The organism is Sphingosinicella sp. SM1-17 (assembly GCF_056821765.1).
Window position 1 is genome coordinate 3,207,487 of the sequence record NZ_JBPDIO010000001.1, and the last position, 22,641, is coordinate 3,230,127.

17 protein-coding genes and 1 tRNA gene are annotated in these 22,641 nt (G+C 63.8%); 13 read left to right on the top strand and 5 right to left on the bottom strand.

Features of this window, described 5'->3' with window-relative positions:
• Positions 1-41 precede the first annotated feature (41 nt).
• Positions 42-1,718, top strand: coding sequence for a ShlB/FhaC/HecB family hemolysin secretion/activation protein (locus ACRYLT_RS16150; protein ID WP_482665102.1), 1,677 nt, complete (start codon positions 42-44; stop codon positions 1,716-1,718).
• Positions 1,719-1,885: 167 nt separating this feature from the next.
• Positions 1,886-2,854 carry an NAD(P)H-dependent flavin oxidoreductase gene (locus tag ACRYLT_RS16155; RefSeq protein ID WP_482665103.1) on the top strand — a complete coding sequence of 323 codons (969 nt, stop codon included), beginning with the start codon at positions 1,886-1,888 and terminating at the stop codon, positions 2,852-2,854.
• Here ACRYLT_RS16155 and ACRYLT_RS16160 read toward each other — a convergent pair.
• On the bottom strand, positions 2,851-3,879 hold the full coding sequence (locus tag ACRYLT_RS16160; RefSeq protein ID WP_482665104.1) for an aspartate-semialdehyde dehydrogenase: 1,029 nt from the start codon (positions 3,877-3,879) through the stop codon (positions 2,851-2,853). The two genes, ACRYLT_RS16155 and ACRYLT_RS16160, sit on opposite strands and share 4 nt — an antisense overlap.
• A gap of 93 nt (positions 3,880-3,972) precedes the next feature.
• Between ACRYLT_RS16160 and ACRYLT_RS16165 the strand changes: the two genes are divergently transcribed.
• The 11 genes from ACRYLT_RS16165 to ACRYLT_RS16215 all read left to right on the top strand — a co-directional run bounded on the left by ACRYLT_RS16165 (position 3,973) and on the right by ACRYLT_RS16215 (position 19,625).
• Entirely contained in the window at positions 3,973-6,183 is a 2,211-nt protein-coding gene (locus ACRYLT_RS16165; RefSeq protein ID WP_482665105.1) for a M28 family peptidase, read from the top strand.
• Between the two features lie 35 nt (positions 6,184-6,218).
• Positions 6,219-7,541 (top strand): replication-associated recombination protein A, encoded by a 1,323-nt coding sequence (locus tag ACRYLT_RS16170; RefSeq protein WP_482665106.1) that lies wholly within the window; start codon positions 6,219-6,221, stop codon positions 7,539-7,541.
• Positions 7,522-8,919: a serine hydrolase domain-containing protein gene (locus ACRYLT_RS16175; protein WP_482665107.1), complete on the top strand. Its 1,398-nt coding sequence runs from the start codon at positions 7,522-7,524 to the stop codon at positions 8,917-8,919. Before ACRYLT_RS16170 ends, ACRYLT_RS16175 begins: the two co-directional genes overlap by 20 nt.
• Entirely contained in the window at positions 8,916-9,266 is a 351-nt protein-coding gene (locus ACRYLT_RS16180; protein WP_482665108.1) for an MmcQ/YjbR family DNA-binding protein, read from the top strand. Before ACRYLT_RS16175 ends, ACRYLT_RS16180 begins: the two co-directional genes overlap by 4 nt.
• The gene (locus ACRYLT_RS16185; RefSeq protein WP_482665109.1) at positions 9,250-10,113 is read left to right on the top strand and encodes a hypothetical protein; all 864 of its coding nucleotides are present in this window, start codon (positions 9,250-9,252) and stop codon (positions 10,111-10,113) included. The genes ACRYLT_RS16180 and ACRYLT_RS16185 overlap by 17 nt, the downstream gene beginning before the upstream one ends.
• A 24-nt stretch (positions 10,114-10,137) precedes the next feature.
• A tRNA-Thr gene (locus ACRYLT_RS16190) sits at positions 10,138-10,213 on the top strand.
• Between the two features lie 254 nt (positions 10,214-10,467).
• Positions 10,468-10,998, top strand: coding sequence for a YfiR/HmsC family protein (locus tag ACRYLT_RS16195; protein WP_482665110.1), 531 nt, complete (start codon positions 10,468-10,470; stop codon positions 10,996-10,998).
• Positions 10,999-11,000: 2 nt separating this feature from the next.
• Positions 11,001-13,058 (top strand): TonB-dependent receptor plug domain-containing protein, encoded by a 2,058-nt coding sequence (locus ACRYLT_RS16200; RefSeq protein WP_482665111.1) that lies wholly within the window; start codon positions 11,001-11,003, stop codon positions 13,056-13,058.
• Complete coding sequence (locus tag ACRYLT_RS16205) at positions 13,058-15,373, top strand: response regulator (protein WP_482665112.1); 2,316 nt, start codon at positions 13,058-13,060, stop codon at positions 15,371-15,373. The genes ACRYLT_RS16200 and ACRYLT_RS16205 overlap by 1 nt, the downstream gene beginning before the upstream one ends.
• A 5-nt stretch (positions 15,374-15,378) precedes the next feature.
• Positions 15,379-17,631, top strand: a complete 2,253-nt coding sequence (locus tag ACRYLT_RS16210; RefSeq protein WP_482665113.1) for a two-component system response regulator — start codon at positions 15,379-15,381, stop codon at positions 17,629-17,631.
• The gene (locus ACRYLT_RS16215; protein ID WP_482665114.1) at positions 17,628-19,625 is read left to right on the top strand and encodes a response regulator; all 1,998 of its coding nucleotides are present in this window, start codon (positions 17,628-17,630) and stop codon (positions 19,623-19,625) included. The genes ACRYLT_RS16210 and ACRYLT_RS16215 overlap by 4 nt, the downstream gene beginning before the upstream one ends.
• A gap of 93 nt (positions 19,626-19,718) precedes the next feature.
• On the opposite strand, the gene ACRYLT_RS16220 is transcribed toward ACRYLT_RS16215, so the two are convergent.
• The 4 genes from ACRYLT_RS16220 to ACRYLT_RS16235 all read right to left on the bottom strand — a co-directional run bounded on the left by ACRYLT_RS16220 (position 19,719) and on the right by ACRYLT_RS16235 (position 22,615).
• A complete protein-coding gene (locus ACRYLT_RS16220; RefSeq protein WP_482665115.1) occupies positions 19,719-20,108 on the bottom strand; it encodes a response regulator in 390 nt (129 codons plus the stop codon).
• A gap of 280 nt (positions 20,109-20,388) precedes the next feature.
• Positions 20,389-21,384 carry a 4-hydroxy-3-methylbut-2-enyl diphosphate reductase gene (ispH, locus tag ACRYLT_RS16225; RefSeq protein ID WP_482665116.1) on the bottom strand — a complete coding sequence of 332 codons (996 nt, stop codon included), beginning with the start codon at positions 21,382-21,384 and terminating at the stop codon, positions 20,389-20,391.
• A gap of 138 nt (positions 21,385-21,522) precedes the next feature.
• Positions 21,523-21,846: a DUF2141 domain-containing protein gene (locus tag ACRYLT_RS16230; protein WP_482665117.1), complete on the bottom strand. Its 324-nt coding sequence runs from the start codon at positions 21,844-21,846 to the stop codon at positions 21,523-21,525.
• Complete coding sequence (locus ACRYLT_RS16235; RefSeq protein WP_482665468.1) at positions 21,797-22,615, bottom strand: sterol desaturase family protein; 819 nt, start codon at positions 22,613-22,615, stop codon at positions 21,797-21,799. The genes ACRYLT_RS16230 and ACRYLT_RS16235 overlap by 50 nt, the downstream gene beginning before the upstream one ends.
• Between the last annotated feature and the right edge of the window lie 26 nt (positions 22,616-22,641).

The window sequence follows — 22,641 nt, forward strand, 5'->3', positions numbered from 1 at the left end:
GCACAAGAGAATGTTTACCGGCCTGGAGTATGAGGCAGCCGATGAGGTCGCGTCGGATCAGCGGAGCCGGTTGGGGCAAGTGCGTGCTGGCCGCTACGGCGCTGCTGACGCCATGGACGACCTTGGCCTCCCAAGTTCCGACTCCCGAGGATCGCAGCGACGCAGCGGTCATCGTCCAGGAGGAGCGCGAGGACGGGGTCTATCCGTCCCAGGATCTGGGTCGGACTGAAGTCACGGCGGAGGAACTCGAGGCCACCGCGTCGAACCAGCTGTTCGTCGCTGGTGCGATTCGTGTCGAGGGGGCTGACGCTTTGCCACCGGCCGCCTTCGCTTCAGCGATCGAACCCTTTCTCGGCCGGCCGCTTTCACCTTCCGATCTTCGGGCACTCGCTCGCGCGGTGGCCGACGTGGCCCGTGGAGCCGGTTACGGTCTTTCCACGGCCTGGATCCCCCGCCAGAACGTCAGCAATGGCGTGTTGCGAGTCCGCATCGACGAGGGCCGGATCGACGAGGTGCAGGCCACCGGCCCAGCCGCCCCCGCGGTGGAGCGAATGCTTGCCCGCCTCACCGATGGCACTCCGGTGCGGACGGCCGAGCTCGAGCGCCAGCTTCTGCTCGCTGGCGACAGAGCCGGAGTCTCCCTCGGCCGCGCTCGTCTGGCACGGAGCGGCGGGCGCAATGTGCTGCGCGTGGATTCGGCGCTTGAGAGAGTGATAGGTCGAGCTTCCCTGGACAATTGGGGGACGTCCGCGATCGGGCCATGGCGCGCTCGGATGGCTGTCGACGTCAATTCGGTCCTGGGATTTGGCGATGCGTTCAGCATCGGCGGAGTCCTGACGCCGGCCGATCCCGGCGAGTTCCAGATGGTGCAGGTGGGATATTCACACCCGGTGGGTGATCAGGGCACAATCGCATCGCTCCGCGGCTATCTGTCCCATTCCCGCGCAGGCGCCACGCTTCGCGACCGCGACATCGAAGGCAACAGTGCTGACGTCGAAGTCGGTTTTTCGCATCCGATCATCCGCAGCCGGGCCGCAAGCCTGTGGAGCCACATCTATTTCGGAGTGCGCGACAGCAATCTCACCCGGCAAGATCGGGAAATTCGAAAGGATCGTATCGTCACCGCCACAGCGATCCTGTTCGGGGTTTCGCGCTTGGCCGAAGGCACGAGCCGAGTGCGAATCGCGGCCGTTCAGGGGTTCGACCTGTTCGACGCCACTCGAGGGAGTGAGCCGTTGGCGTCCCGCAGAGACGGCGATGGAGTCTTCACCAAACTGACGGTCTGGGCCGATTATTCGCGCCCGCTTGGAAGCGATTTCAGCCTACACGTCGGCATGGAAGGCCAACTCGCGTCGCGTCCCCTGCTAGCCAGCGAGGAGATCGGCCTCGGCGGCCGAAGCTTCCTTCGCGGCTATGACTATCGCGAGTTCGCCGGCGACCGCGGAGCGGCGGGCTTTGCCGAATTGCGCTTCGACCTTCGTGGACTGCCGAAGCCGCTGAGGCGAGCCCAGCTCTACATCTATGGTGACGCTGGTCGAGTGAGCAATCTGGACGGCGGCCGAGGCGGCGGTACCCTCGCCTCCGCCGGAGGGGGCCTGCGAGTCACGCTCGATCCTCGCATCGAAGCTGGCCTCGAGATCGGCGTCCCGCTGCGTGACGGAGCGTTTGGCGAGAGGCCCGACCCCCGCATTTCCTTCACCGCTTCCACGCGCTTCTGACTCCAGCCTCGGCTGATGCCGGCGCTGCCCCCGGATTTCGGGGCGTTCGTCGCGACTGCCTCAGAGTCCTTCTCGGAATGGACTTAAGAGTAGCTCCTAACACCATGTTTTTGCCTGTTTATTCTAATGGAACTTGCCAGGTGGCGGGGAGCCGTTAAGCCGAGATCATGACACTGCCTTCCTCGTTCGATCGCCTCCGCTTGCCCGTCATCGGAGCGCCGCTTTTCATCGTCTCCAATCCCGACCTTGTTATCGCCCAGTGCAAGGCGGGCATCGTCGGCTCCTTCCCCGCGCTCAATGCTCGGCCGCAGTCGCTCCTCGACGAATGGCTGCATCGGATCACCGAGGAACTCGCCGCTTGGGACCGGCAGAATCCGGACCGACCCGCGGCGCCCTTTGCCGTCAACCAGATCGTCCACCGCTCCAACGCCCGCCTCCAGGAGGACATGGCGACCTGCGCCAAATGGAAGGTGCCCATCGTCATCACGTCGCTGGGCGCGATCGTCGAAGTCAATCAGGCGGTGCACGGATGGGGCGGAATCACCCTGCACGACGTGATCAATGACCGGTTCGCCCGCAAAGCGATCGAGAAGGGCGCCGATGGTCTCATCGCCGTCGCGGCCGGCGCGGGCGGCCATGCCGGACGGCTGTCGCCCTTCGCCCTCATTCAGGAAATTCGCGAATGGTTCGACGGGCCACTGATCCTGTCCGGCGCCATCGCTACCGGCCGAGCGGTGTTGGCCGCCCAGGCCATGGGTGCAGACCTGGCCTATATCGGTTCGCCGTTCATCGCCACGATCGAGGCCAATGCCGAGGCCGACTACAAGCAGGGCATCGTCGAAGCCCGCGCCGACGACATCGTCTATTCCAGCCTCTTCACCGGCGTCCACGGCAATTATCTGAAAAGATCGATTGTCGCCGCGGGCCTGGATCCGGACAATCTCCCGGAGGGCGACGTCACGACGATGGACTTCGGTACCGGCACCTCGAAGGCCAAGGCGTGGCGCGATATCTGGGGATCGGGCCAGGGCATCGGCGCGATCGACGAGATCCTGCCCGCCGGCGACTATGTCGCTCGGCTGGCCGCCCAATATGAAGCGGCCAGGGCCGAGCTGAGGGCCAGAAGCGGTTTCTAGGCGGCCTTCTGTAGGTGTCTTCGGCCGAGCAGCTCGGCAATCTGGACGGCATTCAGAGCGGCGCCCTTGCGAAGATTGTCGGAAACGCACCAGAGCGCCAGGCCGTTCTCGACGGTCGGATCCTCGCGAACGCGGCTGACATAAGTGGCATACTCGCCGACGCACTCGACCGGAGTCACGTAGCCGCCGGCCTCGCGCTTATCGACCAGCATCACGCCGGGTGCTTCGCGGAGGATGGACTGCGCCTTCTTCGCCGAAATCTCGCTCTCGAACTCGACATGGATGGCCTCGCTGTGGCCGACGAAAACCGGTACTCGGACACAGGTTGCCGTCACCTTGACCGAGGGATCGAGGATCTTCTTGGTCTCGACGACCATCTTCCATTCCTCCTTGGTCGATCCGTCGTCGAGGAAGACGTCGATATGAGGAATGACGTTGAAGGCGATCTGCTTGCTGAAGTTCACCGGCTCGTTCGGATCTCCGACGAAGATGTTCCGGCTCTGCTCGAAAAGCTCGTCCATGCCCGCCTTTCCGGCACCGGAAACGGACTGATAAGTGGCGACCACGACCCGCTTGATTCTGGCATAGTCGTGAAGCGGCTTGAGGGCGACGACCATCTGGGCGGTCGAGCAGTTCGGGTTCGCGATGATGTTCTTGCGGCGATAAAGGTCGATGGCCTCCGGGTTTACCTCGGGCACGATCAGCGGAACGTCGGGATCCATCCGGAACAGCGAGCTGTTGTCGATCACCGTGCACCCGGCCGCCGCGGCCTTCGGCGCATAGACCCTGGAGACTTCGGACCCGGCGGCGAACAAGGCCATGTCCCAGCCGGCGAAATCGAAATGCTCGATATTCTTGACGCGGAGTTCACGGCCGCTGTCGCCGAAATCGATGACATCGCCGGTCGATCGCGGCGACGCAACGGCGGCCACTTCATCGACCGGGAATTCGCGCTCGGCGAGAATGTTCAGCATTTCGCGACCGACATTCCCGGTCGCACCGACCACCACGACCCGATAACCCATCTCGAATTCTCCGACTGAAGCGCGCCACGCCGCTATCGCATGCTCGCGTTCCAAGCGATATGGAATGCCTCGGCCGCAGCGCAAGGAGGGGGCGTGGCACGAGCGGGAGCGATACTGACTGCAGCAATCGTGCTGCTGCTCGCGGCAATGGGCCTGAAAGGGGCCCTGGTTCCCCTGCCCACTCCGCCCGAAGCGCCTTCAGCCGATCGATTCGACGCCAATCGTGCCGCCGCAAGACTTCAACGGGTGCTTGGCGACGAGCGTCCGCATCCGGTGGACAGCGACGCCAGCGACGGCGTCCGGGAGCGGCTGATCGCGGAAATGCGGGCGGCGGGCCTCGAGCCACGAGTCACTGACGATTTCGCCTGCAACGGCTTCACCCGCTCCCGAGCCGTCGCCTGCGCCCGGGTCCGCAACCTCGTCGCGACGATCGGCCCTTCGGAAGGTCGCCACCTCCTGCTGTCAGCCCATTATGACAGCACCTTCGCCGGACCCGGCGCCGCCGATGCCGGGATTGCCGTCGCGACGTTGCTGGAAACGGCGTCGCTGCTTCGAGGCCGAGAACTGGATCGGCCGGTCACCTTCCTCTTCAACGAAGGCGAGGAGATGGGGCTGATCGGCGCCCGCGCCTTTCTGGCACGCGATACGGTTGCGCCTCGCGTGGATTCGCTCCTGAACTTCGAGGCGCGCGGGGTCACCGGTCCGGCGACGATGTTCGAAACCAGCCGCCCCAACGGCCCCGCCATCGCTCATTTCTCCCGATCGGTGGACCGCCCGGTGGCCAACTCGATGACCACCGACCTCTACCGACTCATTCCCAATTCCACCGACGTGGCGGTGTTCGAGGCACGGGACTGGACGATCCTGAACTTCGCGATCATCGGCAACGAGACCCGCTACCACAGCATGGGCGACGACCTCTCGGCTCTCGATCGGCGGAGCCTCCAGCATATGGGTGATCAGGCGTTCGCGACGACTCTGAGCCTCGCCGCCGGCCAGCCGGTAAACGCGACGGGCGAGCGGCTCTATGCGGACCTTCTCGGCCGCGAGCTCGTCGTGCTGCCCAGGACGTTTGGACTCGTCCTGCTGGGCTTGCTTCTGATCTTCTTCCTGTTGCAGGGCTGGCGCCGCCGCGCGCTGGGCCGGCCGCTGCTCGCGATCGGAACGGCGATCATCGGCTCGGCACTGCTAGGTTGGGCAGGCCAGTCGCTGCTCGGCCTGATCCGGGATGGCGACTATTGGCGCGGCTATCCCTGGGTCACCAACCTCGCGGTCTATGGCTCGGCAGTGGCGGCAGGCCTGCTCGCGCTGCTGCTGGTCGCGCACAATCTCGAGCTGGAGCGGCTGCGCCGCGGATTCTGGCTGCTGTTCCTGCTGACCGGCGCGGGCATCGCCATCCTCGCTCCCGGTGCCATAATCTATTTCCTGTTCCCGCCCCTGGTCGCCGCGATCGGCATGGAGGCCGAGCGCCGCTGGGCCGGATCGGAACGCGCCGGAGCCGTCATCGCCAGCATGCTCCTCTATCTCACTCTCGGCCCGTCGCTCGCCTTGTTCGAAGAGCTGATGAGCAACGGGCCGCACTGGATGTTCGGCCCGATCGGCGCGACGATCCTGCTGCCGGCGCTGATCGAGTTGAAGCCCCTCCTCGAGCGGGTGCCGCGCGGCTTCGCCCTGGCAGGCGCTTGCGACCTTTTCCTGATTGCGTGGACCGCAGTTGCGCTCGCTCCTGCCTATAGCGAGGATCGGCAACGGCTCTTTTCGCTCGACTATGCCTGGGATGCGGATACCCGCCGTGCTCAATGGGTCGTGAACAGCGACGGCGGACCCATTCCCTATCAAGGCGAATGGCGCGAAACCGAACTGCCCTACTCCAGCCGGCGGCGCCCGGCAGCGCCCGCGCCAGCGACTCCGATAAGCGCGCCATCGGTCCAGCTTGTTCAAGAGCAGAGGCTCGAGGGAGAACGGCATCTCACCTTGAGACTCAGTAGCAACGGGGCCGAAAGCGTCGTCCTGATCGCACCCGCCGAATCGAGGCTGCACAGTGCCGGGGTTCCCGGCTTCATCCAGCGGTTCGGACCGGGCAGGCCAAAGGATCGCTACCTGCTTCGCTGCGTCGGCCGAAGCTGCGACGGCGCTCTCCTCAGACTCGCAATCGGCGGCTCTGATCCCATCGAATTGATGGTCGTCGGAACGCGCAGCGGCCTTCCGGCAAGCGCCGGCCCGCTTCTTCGCGCAAGACCGCCTTTGTCTCGTCCGCAATATTCGCCAGACTCCACCATCGCTTACGCCAAAATCCGGCTCTAGGTGCGAAGGCGCAGGAAATAGGCTAGTCGGCCGGCGTGGCCGACCTGTTCGCGAACGACCCACCTCCCAAACCGGCGAACCTGCCGCCGTCCGAAAATGCGCCCCTCGCCGACCGCCTGAGGCCGCAGCGGCTCGAGGATGTGGTTGGCCAGGAGCATCTCACCGGGCCCGAGGGCGCAATCGGCCGAATGGTCGCTGCAGGCAAGCTCGCCTCAATGATCCTCTGGGGACCACCCGGCACAGGCAAGACGACCATCGCCCGCTTGCTTGCCGATGCGGTTGGGATGCGCTTCGTCGCCATCTCGGCCGTTTTCTCGGGCGTCGCCGAGCTCAAGAAGGTTTTCGCAGAGGCGCGCGACTTCGCCCGCACCGGCCGACAAACCTTGCTCTTCGTGGACGAGATTCATCGGTTCAATCGCGCCCAGCAGGATGGCTTCCTGCCCTATGTGGAGGACGGAACTGTCGGTCTGGTCGGAGCCACCACCGAGAATCCCAGCTTCGAACTCAATGCCGCGCTCCTGTCTCGAGCCCAGGTACTGATCCTGAACCGGCTCGATCCTTCGGCCCTGGGCAAGCTGCTCGATCGCGCCGAAGCCCTGGTCGGCCGCCCGCTCCCGCTCACTCCAGAGGCACGCGACGCGCTCGTCGCCACCGCCGACGGTGACGGCCGGTTCCTGCTCAATCAAGCCGAAACTCTCTATTCGGTCGATCTGCCGGATCCGCTCGATTCCGCTGGCCTGGCATCGCTGCTCCACCGGCGAGTCGCCGTCTACGACAAGGATCGCGAAGGTCACTACAATCTGATCTCGGCGCTCCACAAGTCGATCCGCGGCTCCGACCCGCAGGCGGCGCTTTACTACCTCGCCCGGATGCTGGTCGCGGGGGAGGAACCGCTTTACGTTCTTCGGCGGCTGACCCGGGCCGCGGTGGAGGATATCGGACTCGCCGATCCCAACGCGCTCGTCCAGTGCATCGCCGCCAAGGATAGCTACGACTTCCTCGGCAGCCCGGAGGGCGAGCTGGCGATCGCCCAAGCCTGCCTCTATCTCGCCACGGCACCAAAATCGAACTCGGTCTACACGGCTCAGAAGGCCGCCTGGCGCTCGGCGCGAGATACCGGCTCGTTGATGCCGCCCAGGAACATTCTCAACGCTCCGACACAGCTGATGAAGCAGATCGGCTACGGCAAGGGCTACCAATATGACCATGACTCGGAAGGCGGCTTTTCCGGCGACGATTACTGGCCGGAGGAGATGGAGCCGCAGACTTTCTATGCGCCCAGCGATCGTGGCTTCGAAAAGCGGATTGCCGAGCGGATCGCCTGGTGGGAGGAGCAGCGTGCGAAGAGGAAGTCTTAGCTGGGCGGCCGCGGCCGCGGCGGCGCTGCTCGCGATGCCTCCGGTCTCGGCGCAGCAGAATGCGCCGGAATATGTCCGCGCGCTCGCCGCCGGCTACAAGGCGGCCTTCGTCTGCTCGAACCTGTTCAACGCCGGCATCAGCCCCGAACGGACGGCACAGGACGATCTTCAAGGGACCTATTCCGAGCTGAACCCGATCTTTCCGACGCTTCGCGCGGAGGTAGACGAGTCCGCCCGCCAAGTTTCGGTGGCCTATGCCGACAACATGCCGCCGCGCGTCGCGGTTTGGCGCCCGCATCTCGGCTGCGCGCAACTGCCGATCGGCGCGCGCCCCGAGACGGCGGCTCTGGTCCCGCGTCTCGAAGTCGAGCGGCCGAGCGCGATCGATGACGAGCGCGATTGGCCGACCGGCGACCGCCACGGCACCGGACGGCCCGACGGCGATGCGCGAGCGCTTGAGCGGGCGGTTGCCAAGGCCTTCGATCGCCGGACCTACGGCCAGGGAAGCGAGACGACGGCCGTCCTGATCGTCCAGAACGGCCGCATTGTCGCCGAGCGCTACCGGCCCGATTTCGACAGGCACACGTCGCAGCGCACCTGGTCGGTGGCGAAGAGCATCGCCGGAACGGTGATCGGCGCGGCCGTCCAGCAGGGGGTCGTCAGGATCGACGAGCCGGCCCCCGTCCCCGAATGGCAGCGCGCCGGCGATCCACGCCAGGAAATCACCTTCGACCATCTTCTGCGCATGGCGAGCGGACTTCACAGCGACTATCCCGGCAACCGTACCGACGCCCTCTATTTCGGAGGGGTTTCGGTCAGCGAAGAGGCGGCGAGCTGGCCGGTCGTGGCACCGCCGAACACGCGCTTTCGCTATTCCAACAACGACACCGTTCTTGCGGTGCGAGCCCTGCAGCATCGGCTGGGTGACGGCCAGGAGTCCCGGCTGTTCCCCTTTCGCGCCCTTCTCTGGAAGATCGGGATGACTCGAACGGTTCCGGAGACCGACTGGCAAGGGTATTTCATCATGTCGAGCCAAGTCTGGACCACGGCCCGGGATCTTGCGCGCCTGGGCCTTCTGTACCTCAATGACGGCGTGTGGAACGGAGAGCGGATCCTACCCGCCGGGTGGATTGACTATGTCCGCCGTAACGGCCCTGCCCGGCCCGCGAACGGCGACGGCTATGGCGCAACCTGGTGGACCTTTTCAGAAGGCGACGGGCTTCCGCCGGACGCCTTTTCCGCCAACGGCAATCGTGGCCAGTATCTCATCGTCATCCCGTCTCGCCAGCTGGTGATCGTCCGGCGCGGCTTCGACCGGGTCGGCATGGGATTCGACCATTCCACTTTCGCGCGCGACGTCCTGGCGGCGCTGCGATGAAGCCGATCGAGAGCTGGGAAGACGTGATCGCCTTCGCTCTCACCCTGCCCGATGCCGAGCTTGCCACCTCCTATGGGCGACCGGCGGTGAAGGTCCGGGGCAAGGCCTTCGTCTATCAAGGGCGGGAAAAGGGGAGCTTCGCCGTTGCCGCTCCGCTTCCAGAAAAGGAACTTCTGATCGAAACGGAACCGGACGTCTTCTGGGAAACCGATCATTATAGCGGCTGGCCGGCGGTGCTGGTCCGTTTCGGCAGCGCGTCGCGGGATCGGATCGAAGCGGTCATCGGCCGGGCCTGGTGGGATCGGGCAAGCAAGGCGCAGCGGACGGCCTTTGGTCCACGTCCCTGAATTCCACCGCTTCGCGGCGATCGACTGGTCGGGTGCCAAGGGGCACCGTCACAAGGGCATCGCCATTGCCGTGGCGGAGGCCGGCCAGGGGCCGCCCCGGCTGATCCGCCCCGATCATGCCTGGTCGCGTACCGAAGTGCTCGAATGGCTGATCGCCGCCGCCGAAGAGACCCCTACCCTGTTCGGCTTCGACTTCAGCTTCGCTCCGCCGATTGCCGAGCGCGGCGAATATCTTCCCGGCGAGCCGGGTATCCCCTCCACGGCGCGTGAATTCTGGGCCTATGTCGACCGGCAGTCCGATGATGAGGACCTCGGTGCGGCGAGCTTTCTCGAACGGGTACATCGCCGTCACTTCTATTTCGGCATCAGCGACGGCGTGAAATCACGATTCATGCATTTTCGGCAATGCGATTCCCGGCTGAACGCCCAGGGCGGTCGAAAGACGGCCAGCGCCTATGATGCAATCGGCGCCGCACAGGTTGCCAAGGCGAGCTTTTCCGGAATGCGCCTGCTCCACCGGATCGGCGGCAAGGTCGCGATCTGGCCGATGGATCCGCTTCCGGAACGGGGAAGCGTCGTCGTCGAAATCTACACTCGGATCTATCTGCGCCGAGCCGATCTGCCCGGAACCAAGCTGAGATCGAGAACCGAGCTCAACCGAGCCCTCAAGGCCCTCGGAAGTGCGCCGGTTCGGCTGCGCTTCGAGCCCAACGATCACCAGACCGACGCTCTCGTCACGGCCGCCGGAATGCGCGCGCTGGCGAGCGAAGGTCCGCAGGCGTTCGATCCGGTCGGACTGACTCCGGAACTCGCCCTAACCGAGGGCTGGACCTTCGGCATCGCTTAGCCCATGTGGAGGCGGATTCGCCTGGCCGGGTTAGCTCAGCTGGTAGAGCAACCGCCTTGTAAGCGGTAGGTCGTCGGTTCGAGTCCGACACCCGGCACCATCCCCGCCCTCCGTGGCCAGTTCAGATCATGCCGTCAGGTCTGCTGAACTGCCGAACGCCAGCGCCAGGCGCTCAACAGCTCTCCCGAAAGGACGCCGATCGAGGGCCGGAAGGGCTGCGTCCAGCGCCCGATCGAGGCAAGGGCCGGCCCCGGCGCCTAGGTAGATATACCTAGGTTAAGTCCTACGCCGAATTAGATTTTCCTGCGCCACAAGGCCTTCTGCCGTTGACGTCAAGCTCGGAGCGGGAAGGCCGTGACCAACATTCGACTGCTCTTGGCCTCGGCGGTGCTGGTGGCGCCGACCTCCGCTTGCGAACTGACCGCCTCGCCGCGGTCAGCCAATCTGGTGCAGGTTTTGGGCCGATCCGTCTCCTTTCTCGTTCCTCCCTTCGGCGGTTCGGTGACGGTCGCCATCGTCTACGAGCCGGGCAACGAAGCTTCCGTCGCCGAGGCACAAGCCATTGAACGGGCGCTCGGCTCCGGCCTCAGCGCCGGATCCGTCACCCTCAGGCCGAGAATGGTCGCCGCAAGCAACCTCAGACTGCTCGATGGCGCAAGGGTGGCCTTCGTCACGCGCGGCACAAACTATGCGCGGATCTCGGCGGCGACCGGCCCGCGATCCATCCTGACGGTCAGCTCGGATCCTCGCTGCGCCAGGTCCGGCCAGTGCGTGATGGCGATCAGCTCGGCCGGCAGGGTGCAGATTTTCGTCAGCAGGGCGGCCGCCCGAGCCGCCAATCTCAGGTTCAATACGAGCTTTCTCATGCTCATCACGGAGGTTTGAAGATGCGCCGCAACTCTTTCGTCGGGCGCCCAGCGCCATTGGCGGCGGTGCTGCTGTCTTCCGCGGCACTGACCCTTCCCGGTCCCGCCTTCGGCCAGGGCATCGAACATCAGCGGCTCCAGGATCTGTTCGGCGAGCCAGTTACGACCAGCGTGACCGGCCAGCCGCAGCGCGCCTCCGAAGCGCCTGCGGCGCTCATCATCATCACTCAGGATGATATAAGGCGGGCGCCCGCTCGCGATCTCGTGGGGCTCCTGCGTGCCTATTCCAGCATCGACGTTGCGCGCTGGACCGCGAGCCAGTCGGACGTTGCCGTCCGCGGCGGAGTCCAGCCCTTCAATCCGCGGCTGCTCGTCCTCGTCAACGGCCGACAAGTCTATCTCGACCATTATGGAATGACCAACTGGGCGGCGATCGGCGTGGAACTCGACGAGATCCAGCAGATCGAGGTGGTGATGGGACCGAACAGTGCCCTGTTCGGCTTCAACGCTGTTGCCGGCGTCGTCAACATTATCACGGTGGATCCGCTCGCGACCCGTCACGTCACTGTGTCCGGCGATCTCGGAACCGAGGGCTACGCCAGGGCTTCGGCAAGCGCTGCCTTGCCGCTCGGCAGCGGCATCGGCGTTCGCCTATCTGCAGGCTTCAGTCGTTCGGACGAGCTGGACGCGCTCGGCGAGACCGTTCCCGCTCCTCAAGATGAGCCCGTCGACAATGCATGGCGGCGGCAGGTCAGCGGCGAAATCCACGGTCAGCTTGGTTCGCGGACTCGAGCCATGCTGGGCGGCCATTATTCGGAAGTGCGCAACACCGAATATGTGCATGTCCTCCTCACCGCTTCGACGCGGCAGAAGCTCCATGCCTTCTCGGGCCGTATCACCCACGATCTCGGATGGGGTGTGCTGTCGGCTACGGCCTATCAGAACCACGTCGCGATCGAGACGCCACTGGGTTTCCCGCCAAACCGGCTGCATATACACAGCGACATGACTGCGCTTTCGTCCGCGCTCCTGGTGCCGGCGGGGCCTTCCAATACGTTCCGTGTGAGCGCGGAGTACCGCAATAACAACTTTCGGCAGGAGCCAGGCTTTTCGGGAGAAACTCGCTACCACCTCCTGGCGGCAAGCGGCATGTGGGAAACGGCTCTCGCCGCGGGAGTGACCTTCACGCTCGCCGGCCGCCTCGACCACCTCCAGCTGAAACAAGAAGGGCCAATCGATCAGCCTTCCTTCTTCAGCGAAGCCGACTTCGATCGATCGATCACGCAATGGAGCCTCAATACGGCCCTTAACGTTGCTCTGACCGAATCGACGGCGGTGCGTCTCGTCGCGGCGCGCGGCCTGCAGGCCCCTTCCCTGTTCGCCCTGGGCTCACGCTTCGTGATCCCGGCCGGGAGATTTCCGGTCGTCCTCGCCGGTAATCCGACCATCGAGCCGTCGATCGTATGGAGCGGCGAGGCCGGATTGTCGCACCGGCTGGAGGCGGAGCGGATCGATTTGCAGGTGAATGCCTTCTTCCATCGCACAACCAACCTGATGAGCACATCCGCGGGCCGAATGCCGCCAATGGCGACCCCGCCGCGCTACCCCTTCATCTTCTTCGGCTACGACAATGTCGGAAGCTTCCGAAGCTTCGGTTTCGATGCTTCGGTGGCACGACGCGCCGAAAACGGCCTTTCCTGGCAGGTGAACTACACCTGGACCGATAGCCGCCAAACTGCGGCCGAGCGCTATCGCGGGATCCAGCTCCCGCTCGTGCTCGATCGTTCAACACCGGAGCATAAAATCAAGGCACAGCTCAGCTATGAGCGCGGGCCCTGGCTCGGCACGATCGCCGCCCGCTACAAATCCGCGGTCGAGCAGCCTCTCGCGGTGGTCCGCAACATCATACTTGTCCCTTTGGAGAATAGCCTTGCCATCGACGCCAAACTCGCACTGAGGGTCAACAGACAGATCACGCTCGAACTCAGCGGCGAGAATCTGACCGATGCCGCCTCCGTCGACCTGTCGCCCATTGCGGCCGAGCGTCGCCTCTGGGCGACGGTGCGCACGAGCTTCTGATGGAAATGTTCGACTCGGGTGGGCCGTCGGCGGGGTTCCGAGTCAGGGCTCGACGACTGTCGGACTGGCCGCTCATCGCGAAGTTCGGCCTAGGGCCGCTGGTTGCCATCCTGCTTCTGCTGGTCATGGCGGTCGTCCAGATCGGCGCGCTTTGGAACATCCAGGGACATACCGATTATATCGTCGGCACGGCGATGCCTGAAGCCGGGCAAATCTCGGACATCGCCACCCGCTTCGACGCCGCAGACGCCGAGCTCGCCAAGCTTTTCATTCATGAAGCCGCCAATCCCGGCGCGCACGACCTTTCCGTTCATGTCCAGGGAGTCAGGACGGAACTGGATCGGATCGGCCGCGAGCTGGTCCAGTTGGAAAGCACGGATCTCGGTCGAGCCAATCTCGCTCGGCTACGGCAGGTCAAGGCCAAGGTGGACGAATATTCCGCCACCGTCGACGTGGTCACGTCGATGCTCAGCGTCAATTTCGTCAGCGCTGCGATGATGCTGGAGCCCTTCCACGAAAATGCGAACCAGCTTTCGACAGAGATAGGCGGGCTGGCGGATTATGGGACGGCAGAGGCGGCCCGGCGCGCCGAGGCCGTGCGCATGCACGTCCTTTCAGTCGTGACGATCTTCACCATTCTCGCTCTGCTGGCCATTCCGGGAATCGCGCTGGCCACATTCCTGCTCGGGCGAGCAACGGTCCGTTCCATTCAGAACATCGCAGATGCGACGACTCGCCTCGCGGGCCGCGATTTCGACATCGATATCGAGGCGCTTGCCCGACAGGACGAGCTTGGTGCCGTCGTGACGGCACTCAAGACCTTCAAGGACCAGGCCTTCGAAGCGCAGCGCTTGGGACAGGTCGAACGGCAGAGCCGGGAGTTGCAGATCGCGAAGACGGCTGCGGAGACGGCAAGTCGCGCGAAATCCGAATTCCTCGCCAATATGAGCCACGAGCTTCGAACGCCACTGAACGCGATTCTTGGCTACGCTCAATTGCTTGAGCGCGACGGCGATCTTGGCGAGCGACACGCTATGGCCGCTCGGACCATCCACCAGAGCGGATCCCACCTGCTCACGTTGATTACGGACATCCTCGATCTTTCCAAGATCGAAGCCGGCAAGTTCGAGCTGTGTCCGGCGCCGATCAGCTTGCGCGCTTTCCTTCAGGGCATCGCCGACATGGTGAGGGTCCGAACCGAAGAGAAAGGGCTTCGCTTTGTCTGCTGCCTGCCGGACGACCTTCCCGCTTATGTGACCGCCGATGAAAAAAGGCTGCGCCAGGTCCTCATCAACCTGCTTGGAAACGCGATCAAGTTCACCAGCTATGGAGAAGTCCGGCTGGAAGTCGAACCGATTTCCCAAAGCAGCACGACCACGACTTTGCGGTTCGCGGTCGCCGACACCGGCGTCGGCATGGCGGAGGAGGAGCTGGAGTTCATTTTCCGGCGATTCGAGCAGGTCGGCGACGCGGAGCGGCGAGCGGCCGGAACGGGGCTGGGACTGAACATCAGTGGTCAGCTGATCGGGCTGATGAACAGCGCGATCCGGGTATCCAGCCGGCTCGGCGAGGGCAGTCGCTTCTGGTTCGACCTGGAACTTCCTTTGGCAACCGCCGGCGAGGAAGTCAGCGTCGCCGCCGCGGACCGAATAACCGGCTATTCCGGGAAACCGCGTACCATCTTGGTCGTCGACGACACGGCAGCAAACCGCGCCTACCTCGCCGACTCGCTCGGGCAACTCGGGTTCCGCACTGTTCACGCCGAAAACGGGCTGGAAGGCGTCGAGCAGGCCCAAGCGGTGAATCCCGATCTCATTCTGATGGACATCAGAATGCCGGTCATGGACGGGTTCGAGGCGACTGAAAAAATCCGTGAAATGGAACTTCTCAAATCGGTTCCAATCATCGTGGTCTCCGCGAGCGCCACCCAAGACGTCCAGGCTCGAAGTATCGCCGCAGGAGCCAACGCTTTCCTCACCAAGCCGATCGAGAATGACGATCTCCTGAAGGCGCTTGTTCGACACCTCGATATCGATTGGGTCAGCAAGACCGATGACGACGTCCGTCCGGAGGCGCTCCCGGATGCCGACGAACCCGTCGATATCCCAAGGGAAGAGATCGACGCGCTGATGAAAATCGCGCTTTCCGGCAACATGAAAGCGATCCGCAGGCAGGCCGATCACCTGAAGGACATGGATGAGCGCTTCCAGCCGTTTGCCGACAAGATCCAGCAGCTGGCGAAAACTTATCAGTCGTCCACGATCCTGAGTCTGATCGAAAGCCAATATAATAGAATCCAGGTCATACAAGAATGAACCCGATGATTGGCACGCAAACGCTGAGAACCATCCTTATCGTCGACGACAATCCCCTCAACCTCGGGGTCGTCGTCGACCATCTCGAAGATCATGGCTTCGAAGTCATCGTTGCCCAGGGCGGCGCCGAAGCCATCAAGCGTGCCGAACTCGTCCAGCCGGACCTCATACTGCTCGACGTCATGATGCCCGGCATGGACGGGCTGGAGACGTGCAGGCGTCTGAAGTCGAGTGCGGTGACCAGTGCCATCCCGGTCATCTTCATGACCGCGCTGAACGACATTCACGACAAGGTCGCGGCATTCGCAGCAGGCGGTGTCGATTATGTCAGCAAGCCCTTCCAGAACGAAGAACTGCTGGCGCGGGTGCGCACCCATATCGAGCTTCGAACGGTGCAGCGGCGCCTGGCCGCGCAGAATGCCGAGCTCCAGAACCAGATCAGTGCGCGGCGAGCCGCTCAGGTCGCGTTGCGCGCCTCGGAACTGCAATATCGGCGCCTGTTCGAAACGGCCACAGACGGGATTCTGCTCCTGGGGAGCCTCACCGGAGAAGTGACGGACGCAAATCCGGCGTTCCTGGCCATGGTCGGGTGCGATCGAAGCGAGCTCGTCGGGCGGCCTCTGGCAGATCTCCCCAGTTTTGCGGGCATCGACGCCACCGATTCATGTCTGGCCGACGTTCGCGAGTTCGGTTCCGTGCAATATGACGACTGGATTCTCCACGCCAGCGACGGTTCGCCCATCGCTGTTGAGGTGGTCGGAAGCCGGTACGAAGCTGACGGCAGTCCAATCGTGCAGTTCAGTTTCCGCAACATAAGCGACCGCAGGGCTGCAGAGGCCCGAGCTCGGTACGTTGCGCATCATGATGCCCTCACCGGTCTACCGAACCGGCTCCTGCTCGCCGACCGACTGAAGGTCGCCCTCGCCAACGCCCGCCGAAGCGGGACGAGAACCGCGGTGCTGATGCTCGACCTCGACCATTTCAAGCATATCAACGACTCCTTGGGACATCATGTCGGCGACAAGTTGCTCGAAGGTGTCGCCGACCGCCTCCGGACAGCGCTGCGTTCCACGGATACGGCTGCCCGGATCGGCGGCGACGAGTTCGTGATCATCCTTCCCGATCTCGACGACCAGCATCATCCCACTGTCGTCGCCGAAAAGATCCGGGATCTGCTCGCCCAGCCCTTCACGATCGGGGATCTCGATCTGCACGTCGGGTGCAGCGTCGGCATCAGCCTCTACCCGGGAGACGGGGAGGATGGCGGAGCGCTGCTTCGGGCCGCTGACATTGCCATGTACCATGCCAAGGAAAGCGGGCGGAACACCGAGCGCTTCTTCACGCCCGAACTCAATGCGGCGGCGCAACGTTGGCACCTGCTTTCCAACGACGTGCGCGGCGCCTGGTCGCGGGGCGAGTTCGAACTTCACTACCAGCCCCAGGTTTCGCTTGAAACCCGGTCGGTCGTCGGTCTTGAGGCGCTGCTGCGATGGAATCATCCGACCGAGGGAGTGATCGCCCCCGCGCAGTTCATCCCGATTCTCGAAGAGCTCGGAATGATGACCGAGGTCGGGACTTGGGTGCTCAAGACCGCGTGCCATCAGAATGCCGATTGGCAACGGCTGGGCCTCCCCCGAGTCCGGATTGGCGTGAATGTCTCGGCGCAGCAATTCTACCGGGGGGACATCGTCAAGACGGTCGCAAAGGCACTCGCCGCCTCCGGCCTGGATCCGCAGTGGCTCGAACTTGAGTTCACGGAGAGCCTCAGCCTTGACGAGAGCGAAACCACCCTGGCGACGATGCGTGACCTGAAGGCTCTGGGCGTCGCCCTTTCCGTCGACGATTTCGGAACGGGCTGGTCATCGCTCGCCTATCTTCGCCGCTTCCCACTGGACGGAATCAAGATCGACCGCTCCTTCATGCGCGACCTCGCGACTCATTCTACCACGGCGACGGTCGTCCACGCGATCCTGAACCTGGCGCGCAATCTTGGACTGAACTGCGTCGCCGAAGGCGTCGAAACCGAAGAGCAGCTCAAATACCTCCAGCATGAGCTTTGCACGGAAATGCAAGGCTTCCTCTTCAGCGAAGCTCTACCGGCTCATGCTATGCCGCATCTGCTCACTTCCGATCAGTGGCTGACGAGACTGAAACAAGGTCCGGTCAGTGTCCGAAATCCGGCCCGCCCAGACGGACCGAGAAGGCGAGGACAATCCCAGCGGCTGCCGGCGAAGCCCGTATGGATCGCCCGGTCATGAACCAGATACCGGCTGAAGGGTCCGCCCAGACGATCCTGATCGTCGACGACAATCCCGTGAATCTCGCGGTGGTCGTCGAGCATCTCGAGGATCATGGTTTCGACATCGCTGTGGCTCAGGGCGGGGAAGAAGCGATCGCGCGCGCCGAATTCGTTCGACCGGACCTGATCCTGCTCGACGTCATGATGCCGGGCATTGATGGTTTCGAGACGTGCCGGCGCCTTAAGGACAAAGACGAGATCCGCGACATACCGGTGATCTTCATGACCGCCCTTGCCGACGTCAACGACAAGGTTGCCGCCTTCTCGGCCGGGGGCGTGGACTATGTCGGAAAGCCCTTCCAAATCGAAGAGTTGCTCGCTCGAGTGAAGATGCACCTCGAACTGCGCCGGGTTCAGAGAACCTTGCTTGCGCAGAACCGCGAGCTTCACGAGGAGATCGAAGCGAGACGTCATGCGGAAACGGCTCTGCGCACGTCCGAGCTTCGCTATGGTCGCTTGTTCGAGGACGCGACCGATGGGATCCTGCTGCTCGACAGCCGGTCGGGGCAGCTCGACGAGGCCAATCCGGCCTTCCTGGCGATGCTGGGCTATGATCGCACCGCCCGGCTCGATCGCCGGACCTGGGACGACCTCTGGCCGGAAGAAACCCGACAACAGCTTCGCTCCGCCGTCGCCCGCGCCCGCAATGGCGACACCGCCCGATTTTCCGGCTTCTGCCCAACGACGACGAAACAGCCGAGATGGTGCGACTTCGTGGTCACCCCGATCAGGACTGACGACGGCGAGGTCGCCCAGATCTTTGCGATTGTTCGGGACGTCACCGAATTGCGTGAATTGGAGGATTCGATCCGGCACGCGCAGAAGATGGAAGTGGTCGGTCAGCTGACGGGAGGGCTTGCCCATGATTTCAACAATCTGCTGGCCGTCATCATCGGGAACCTCGACTTGGTCGAGGAGGATCTCGCCGACGAAGCTCTCGCCGAGCCGGTCAGGGAGGCCATCGCAGCAGCGCTGCGGGGACGCGATCTCAATCAGCAACTTCTGGCTTTCTCGCGGCGCCAAGCCCTGGCGCCCGCAACGGTGGATATCAACGAGCTTGTCACGACGACAGGCAAGCTGTCCGCACGAACCTTGGGAGGAGCGGTGCACATAGAGCTTCGGCTCTCGGAAGGCCTTTGGTCTGCCAAGGTCGATCCGGCGCAACTCGAAGCCGCTCTGCTCAACCTGCTCATCAACGCTCGCGACGCCATGCCCAATGGCGGCGAAATCGCCATCGAGACCGCGAACCTTGCCGCCGGGCCTGACCAGCCGCTCCCGCGCGGCCTTGAACTGGATCCGGGTGCCTATGTCGTCATCACCGTCAAGGACACGGGCGAAGGAATGTCGCCGGAGACGCTCAGCCGAGCCTTTGAGCCCTTCTACACGACCAAGGGCGTCGGCGCAGGAAGCGGCCTGGGTCTCAGCATGGTCTATGGCTTCGTCCGTCAGTCCGGTGGGCAGGTCCACATAGCCAGCGAAATCGGGCGCGGAACCTCGGTACAATTGTACCTGCCCAGGTGCCAGGACGATCTCAGGGACCTTGTCGAAGACGATCAGGAAGGTTCGATCAGCCTCGGCAAAGGCGAAATGATCCTCCTGGTGGAGGACAATGATGCAGTGCGAAGGGTCACCGCACGACAGCTGGAGCAGCTGGGTTACCGGGTTGTGGTGGCCGCTGACGCCGCCGAGGCCCTGTCGATCCTGGCCGAGTATCCCCGGATCGACCTGCTCTTCACTGATGTCGTCATGCCGGGCGGGATGAACGGATTCGAGCTCTCCAGGGAAGCCCTCAGCCGATCGCCAGGACTGAAGGTCCTTCACGCGAGCGGCTATACTGACAGCCTGGAGCTTCCGGTGCAGCCGAATGGAGAAAGCGTCAGTCTGCTCGCCAAGCCGTACCGCAAGCGCGACATGGCAGCCAAGGTGCGCGAGATGATCGATTGCGCGGCTTGATGCCCGGCTGAGGGGATTCGGACCGCCGCTCACCGCCCTTGATTGGGAAAATGCCGGGGAAGAAGGCTGCCTTGAGTGCCCGGCAGGCCGGCTTCAGCCCAGTTCGCCAAAGAGCCGCTGGATCTTGGCTCGCAAGTCGGCTGCTCGGAACGGCTTCACCAGATAATCACTAACTCCGAGTTGGACCGCGCGTTCCACGATCTTGCGTTCGCCCGACCCGCTCAGCATGATGAAGGCGGGATTGTTTGTACCCGGGTCGTTGCGGACATTGGCCAGAAGCTCCAGGCCGTCCATTTCCGGCATGGCGTAATCCGAGATGATCAGGTGGATTCGACCTGACCTCGCCGCAGCCAGCGCGTCCAGCGGGCTCGCGGTACATTTGATGCTCGAGATCCCGAATCCTTCGAGGATCCGCTGAAGGAGCGAGCGCATGGGCCCCTGATCATCGACGATGATAACGTTCAGTGCCGAAGCTGCCGTCATGTCCAATCCTGCATGTGTTCGCGCCTTCTCGCGCCAAGCCGATCCGTGTGAGGCCCCGCAACGCGCCGACGCGGGCGACCAAGATCAGGCCGAAACCGACCCCGGGCTCACGATTCCCACACGGACCCTCTCGAACACATTATAGCATGCCTGCTCCGCGAGCGCCGGATCCCAGGCCATAACTTGTCCAAAAGGCATCGGTTCTCGATCCGCTTGAACCGGTACTCGCCCCAATCATCCCGAAGTTGCAGCGCGTCGTCTGACTCCGCCAATCGGCAGTTCAGGCGAGCCGCAGTGGCTTGAAGACGGTCTTTTCCTCCAGATGAACGGCTTCTTCGACGTCCAGGTCGAACCGTGTTCCGAGCCTCTGGACGATTCCCGTCACCGTTTCCTCGGGCGTCGACGCGGCGGCGCTGATGGCGATCGTGCGCGCACCGGCGAGCGCCTGCAGATCGAGGTCGAGCGGCTCGGCCACGAGCTGAACCTGGTCACAGCCGGCGGCGCGGGCCAGTTCGGCAAGGCGACAGGCGTTGGAAGAGAAACGTTCACCAGCCACGATCACCGCATCGGCATCCTTCGCGAGAATGCGCAGCGCCGCCTGGCGGTTGGTGGTGGCGTAACAGATGTCGCTGCTCGCGGGCGCTGCCACATCGCTGAAGCGCTCGATCACCGCCGCCACGACGTGAGAAGCTTCTTCAACCGAATAAGTCGTCTGCACCGCATAGGCGACGGGGAGAGTGTCCGACAGGTCGAGAGCCATGACCTCGTCCGCGCTTCGAACCACGCTTGCCGCTCCAACGGGAAGCTGGCCGAGCGTTCCGTCGATCTCGGGATGACCTTCGTGCCCGATCAGAATGACGTGCCGCCCGTCGGCATGGTGCCGGCTGACTTCGCGATGCACCTTGGCAACCAAGGGACAGACGGCGTCGAACCAATTCAGCGCGCGTTCGTCCGCTCTCTCGGCGACGCGTCTGGCGATCCCATGAGCGGACATGATGACCACCGCGCCTTCGGGCACCTCGTCCAGTTCCTGGACGAATATCGCGCCCTTGGCCTCGAGCGAGCGCACGACCGCCAGGTTGTGGACGATGGGGCGGCGGACATAGACAGGAGCGCCGTAGCGGGTGAGCGCTTCCTCGACGGCGGCGATCGCCCGGCGAACGCCGGCACAGAAACCCCTCGGCCCCGCAAGACGGACCCGCAGCGGCGGAAATGCACTCGCCGCCTCGTGTTCGAGCTCCGAATGGGCGCCCGAGGCAAAAGACTCCTCTCGCAATCCCCCGCTCCCTTCGAGGCTGGTTATGAAGAGTTTCTTGGTGAAGGAAAAGGCTGGCTGGCCGCCGAACAGGCCTGCCACAGGCGATCGCGACCTGGCCAAGCGAGGCTCGCCGCTTTCGCCTGCGCAGAAAGGCTTCTAAAGCAGATACTTCATTCGAATCGTCTGTCGGGCACCAGAAGGGCCGACGGTGAAGCGGACCTCATCGAAAGACGGGGGCCCCATCCGAATCCGAGGATTGCGGGAAAAGCCGAATCCCTCCCGCGGGATCGCCATGACCCGGTCGAATCGCCCATTGCCGTTCTCGTCGTGAATGACGGAAAGTGCATAGACACCCTCTCCCACTCCGTTGAGTCGAATGCTCGCTGCCTGGGCGCTGGAAACCGACCTCTTGATGGCCGCCGGATCGCCGTCACAGCTCGGGAAGTGCGCCGGATTGCGCGTCAGGCACAGTCTCACCATGCCGCGTTGGTTGCGGAGTCCTTCCACCTGAACCTCGACTTCGGCCGCTCGGGCGATCGAAGGTACCGAGACCGCGATCAGTGCCGCACAAGCGATCCCAGAAACGGAAATAAAGCCCATAATTGCACCCATATTGCTGATGGTGACGCTGGTGATGGCTTGCCGTGATCAACCACTTCCCGGCCGGTCCCTGGACGATCGCTCGGGGAAAGAGCTCCCAGCCCATATGATTGGTCACACCCATTACCGTCATGACGGTCAGCACCACGAACAGGGCGCCGACATGGATGGGAATGATCAGGACCAGCGCCGGAATGACCACCGCTCCGGTGAGCGCCTCGACCGGATGGAAGCTCATCGCCGCCCAGGCGGTGGGCGGGCGGCTGGCATGATGGACGGCATGGGCGATCCGGAACAGTCTCGGCCGGTGCATCCAACGATGAGTCCAGTAGAACCAGGCGTCGTGGAGCAACAGGTAGACAAGCACTGAAGCCGGCAGCCACCAGGTCGGATATTCCGAAATGTCGGCATAGACACGGGTCCAGCCATGCTCCTGCCAGCCCCAGGCGAGTAGTCCGGCCGGCGCTGCGTAGATGAAGGCACTCGCCAGCGACCAGCCGATTTCGCTGCGGATCTGCGGCTCCAGCCCGGCATAAAGATTGGGAAAGCGCCGCCTCGTCAGCCAGGCGAAGACTCCGCTGACGGCAAGGTAGCGAACGCCGACGATCAGGGTCATCGCGATGATCGACAGGAGAATGGCGGCGAGCAAGGTCACGCCTGCCCCTTACACCAGCC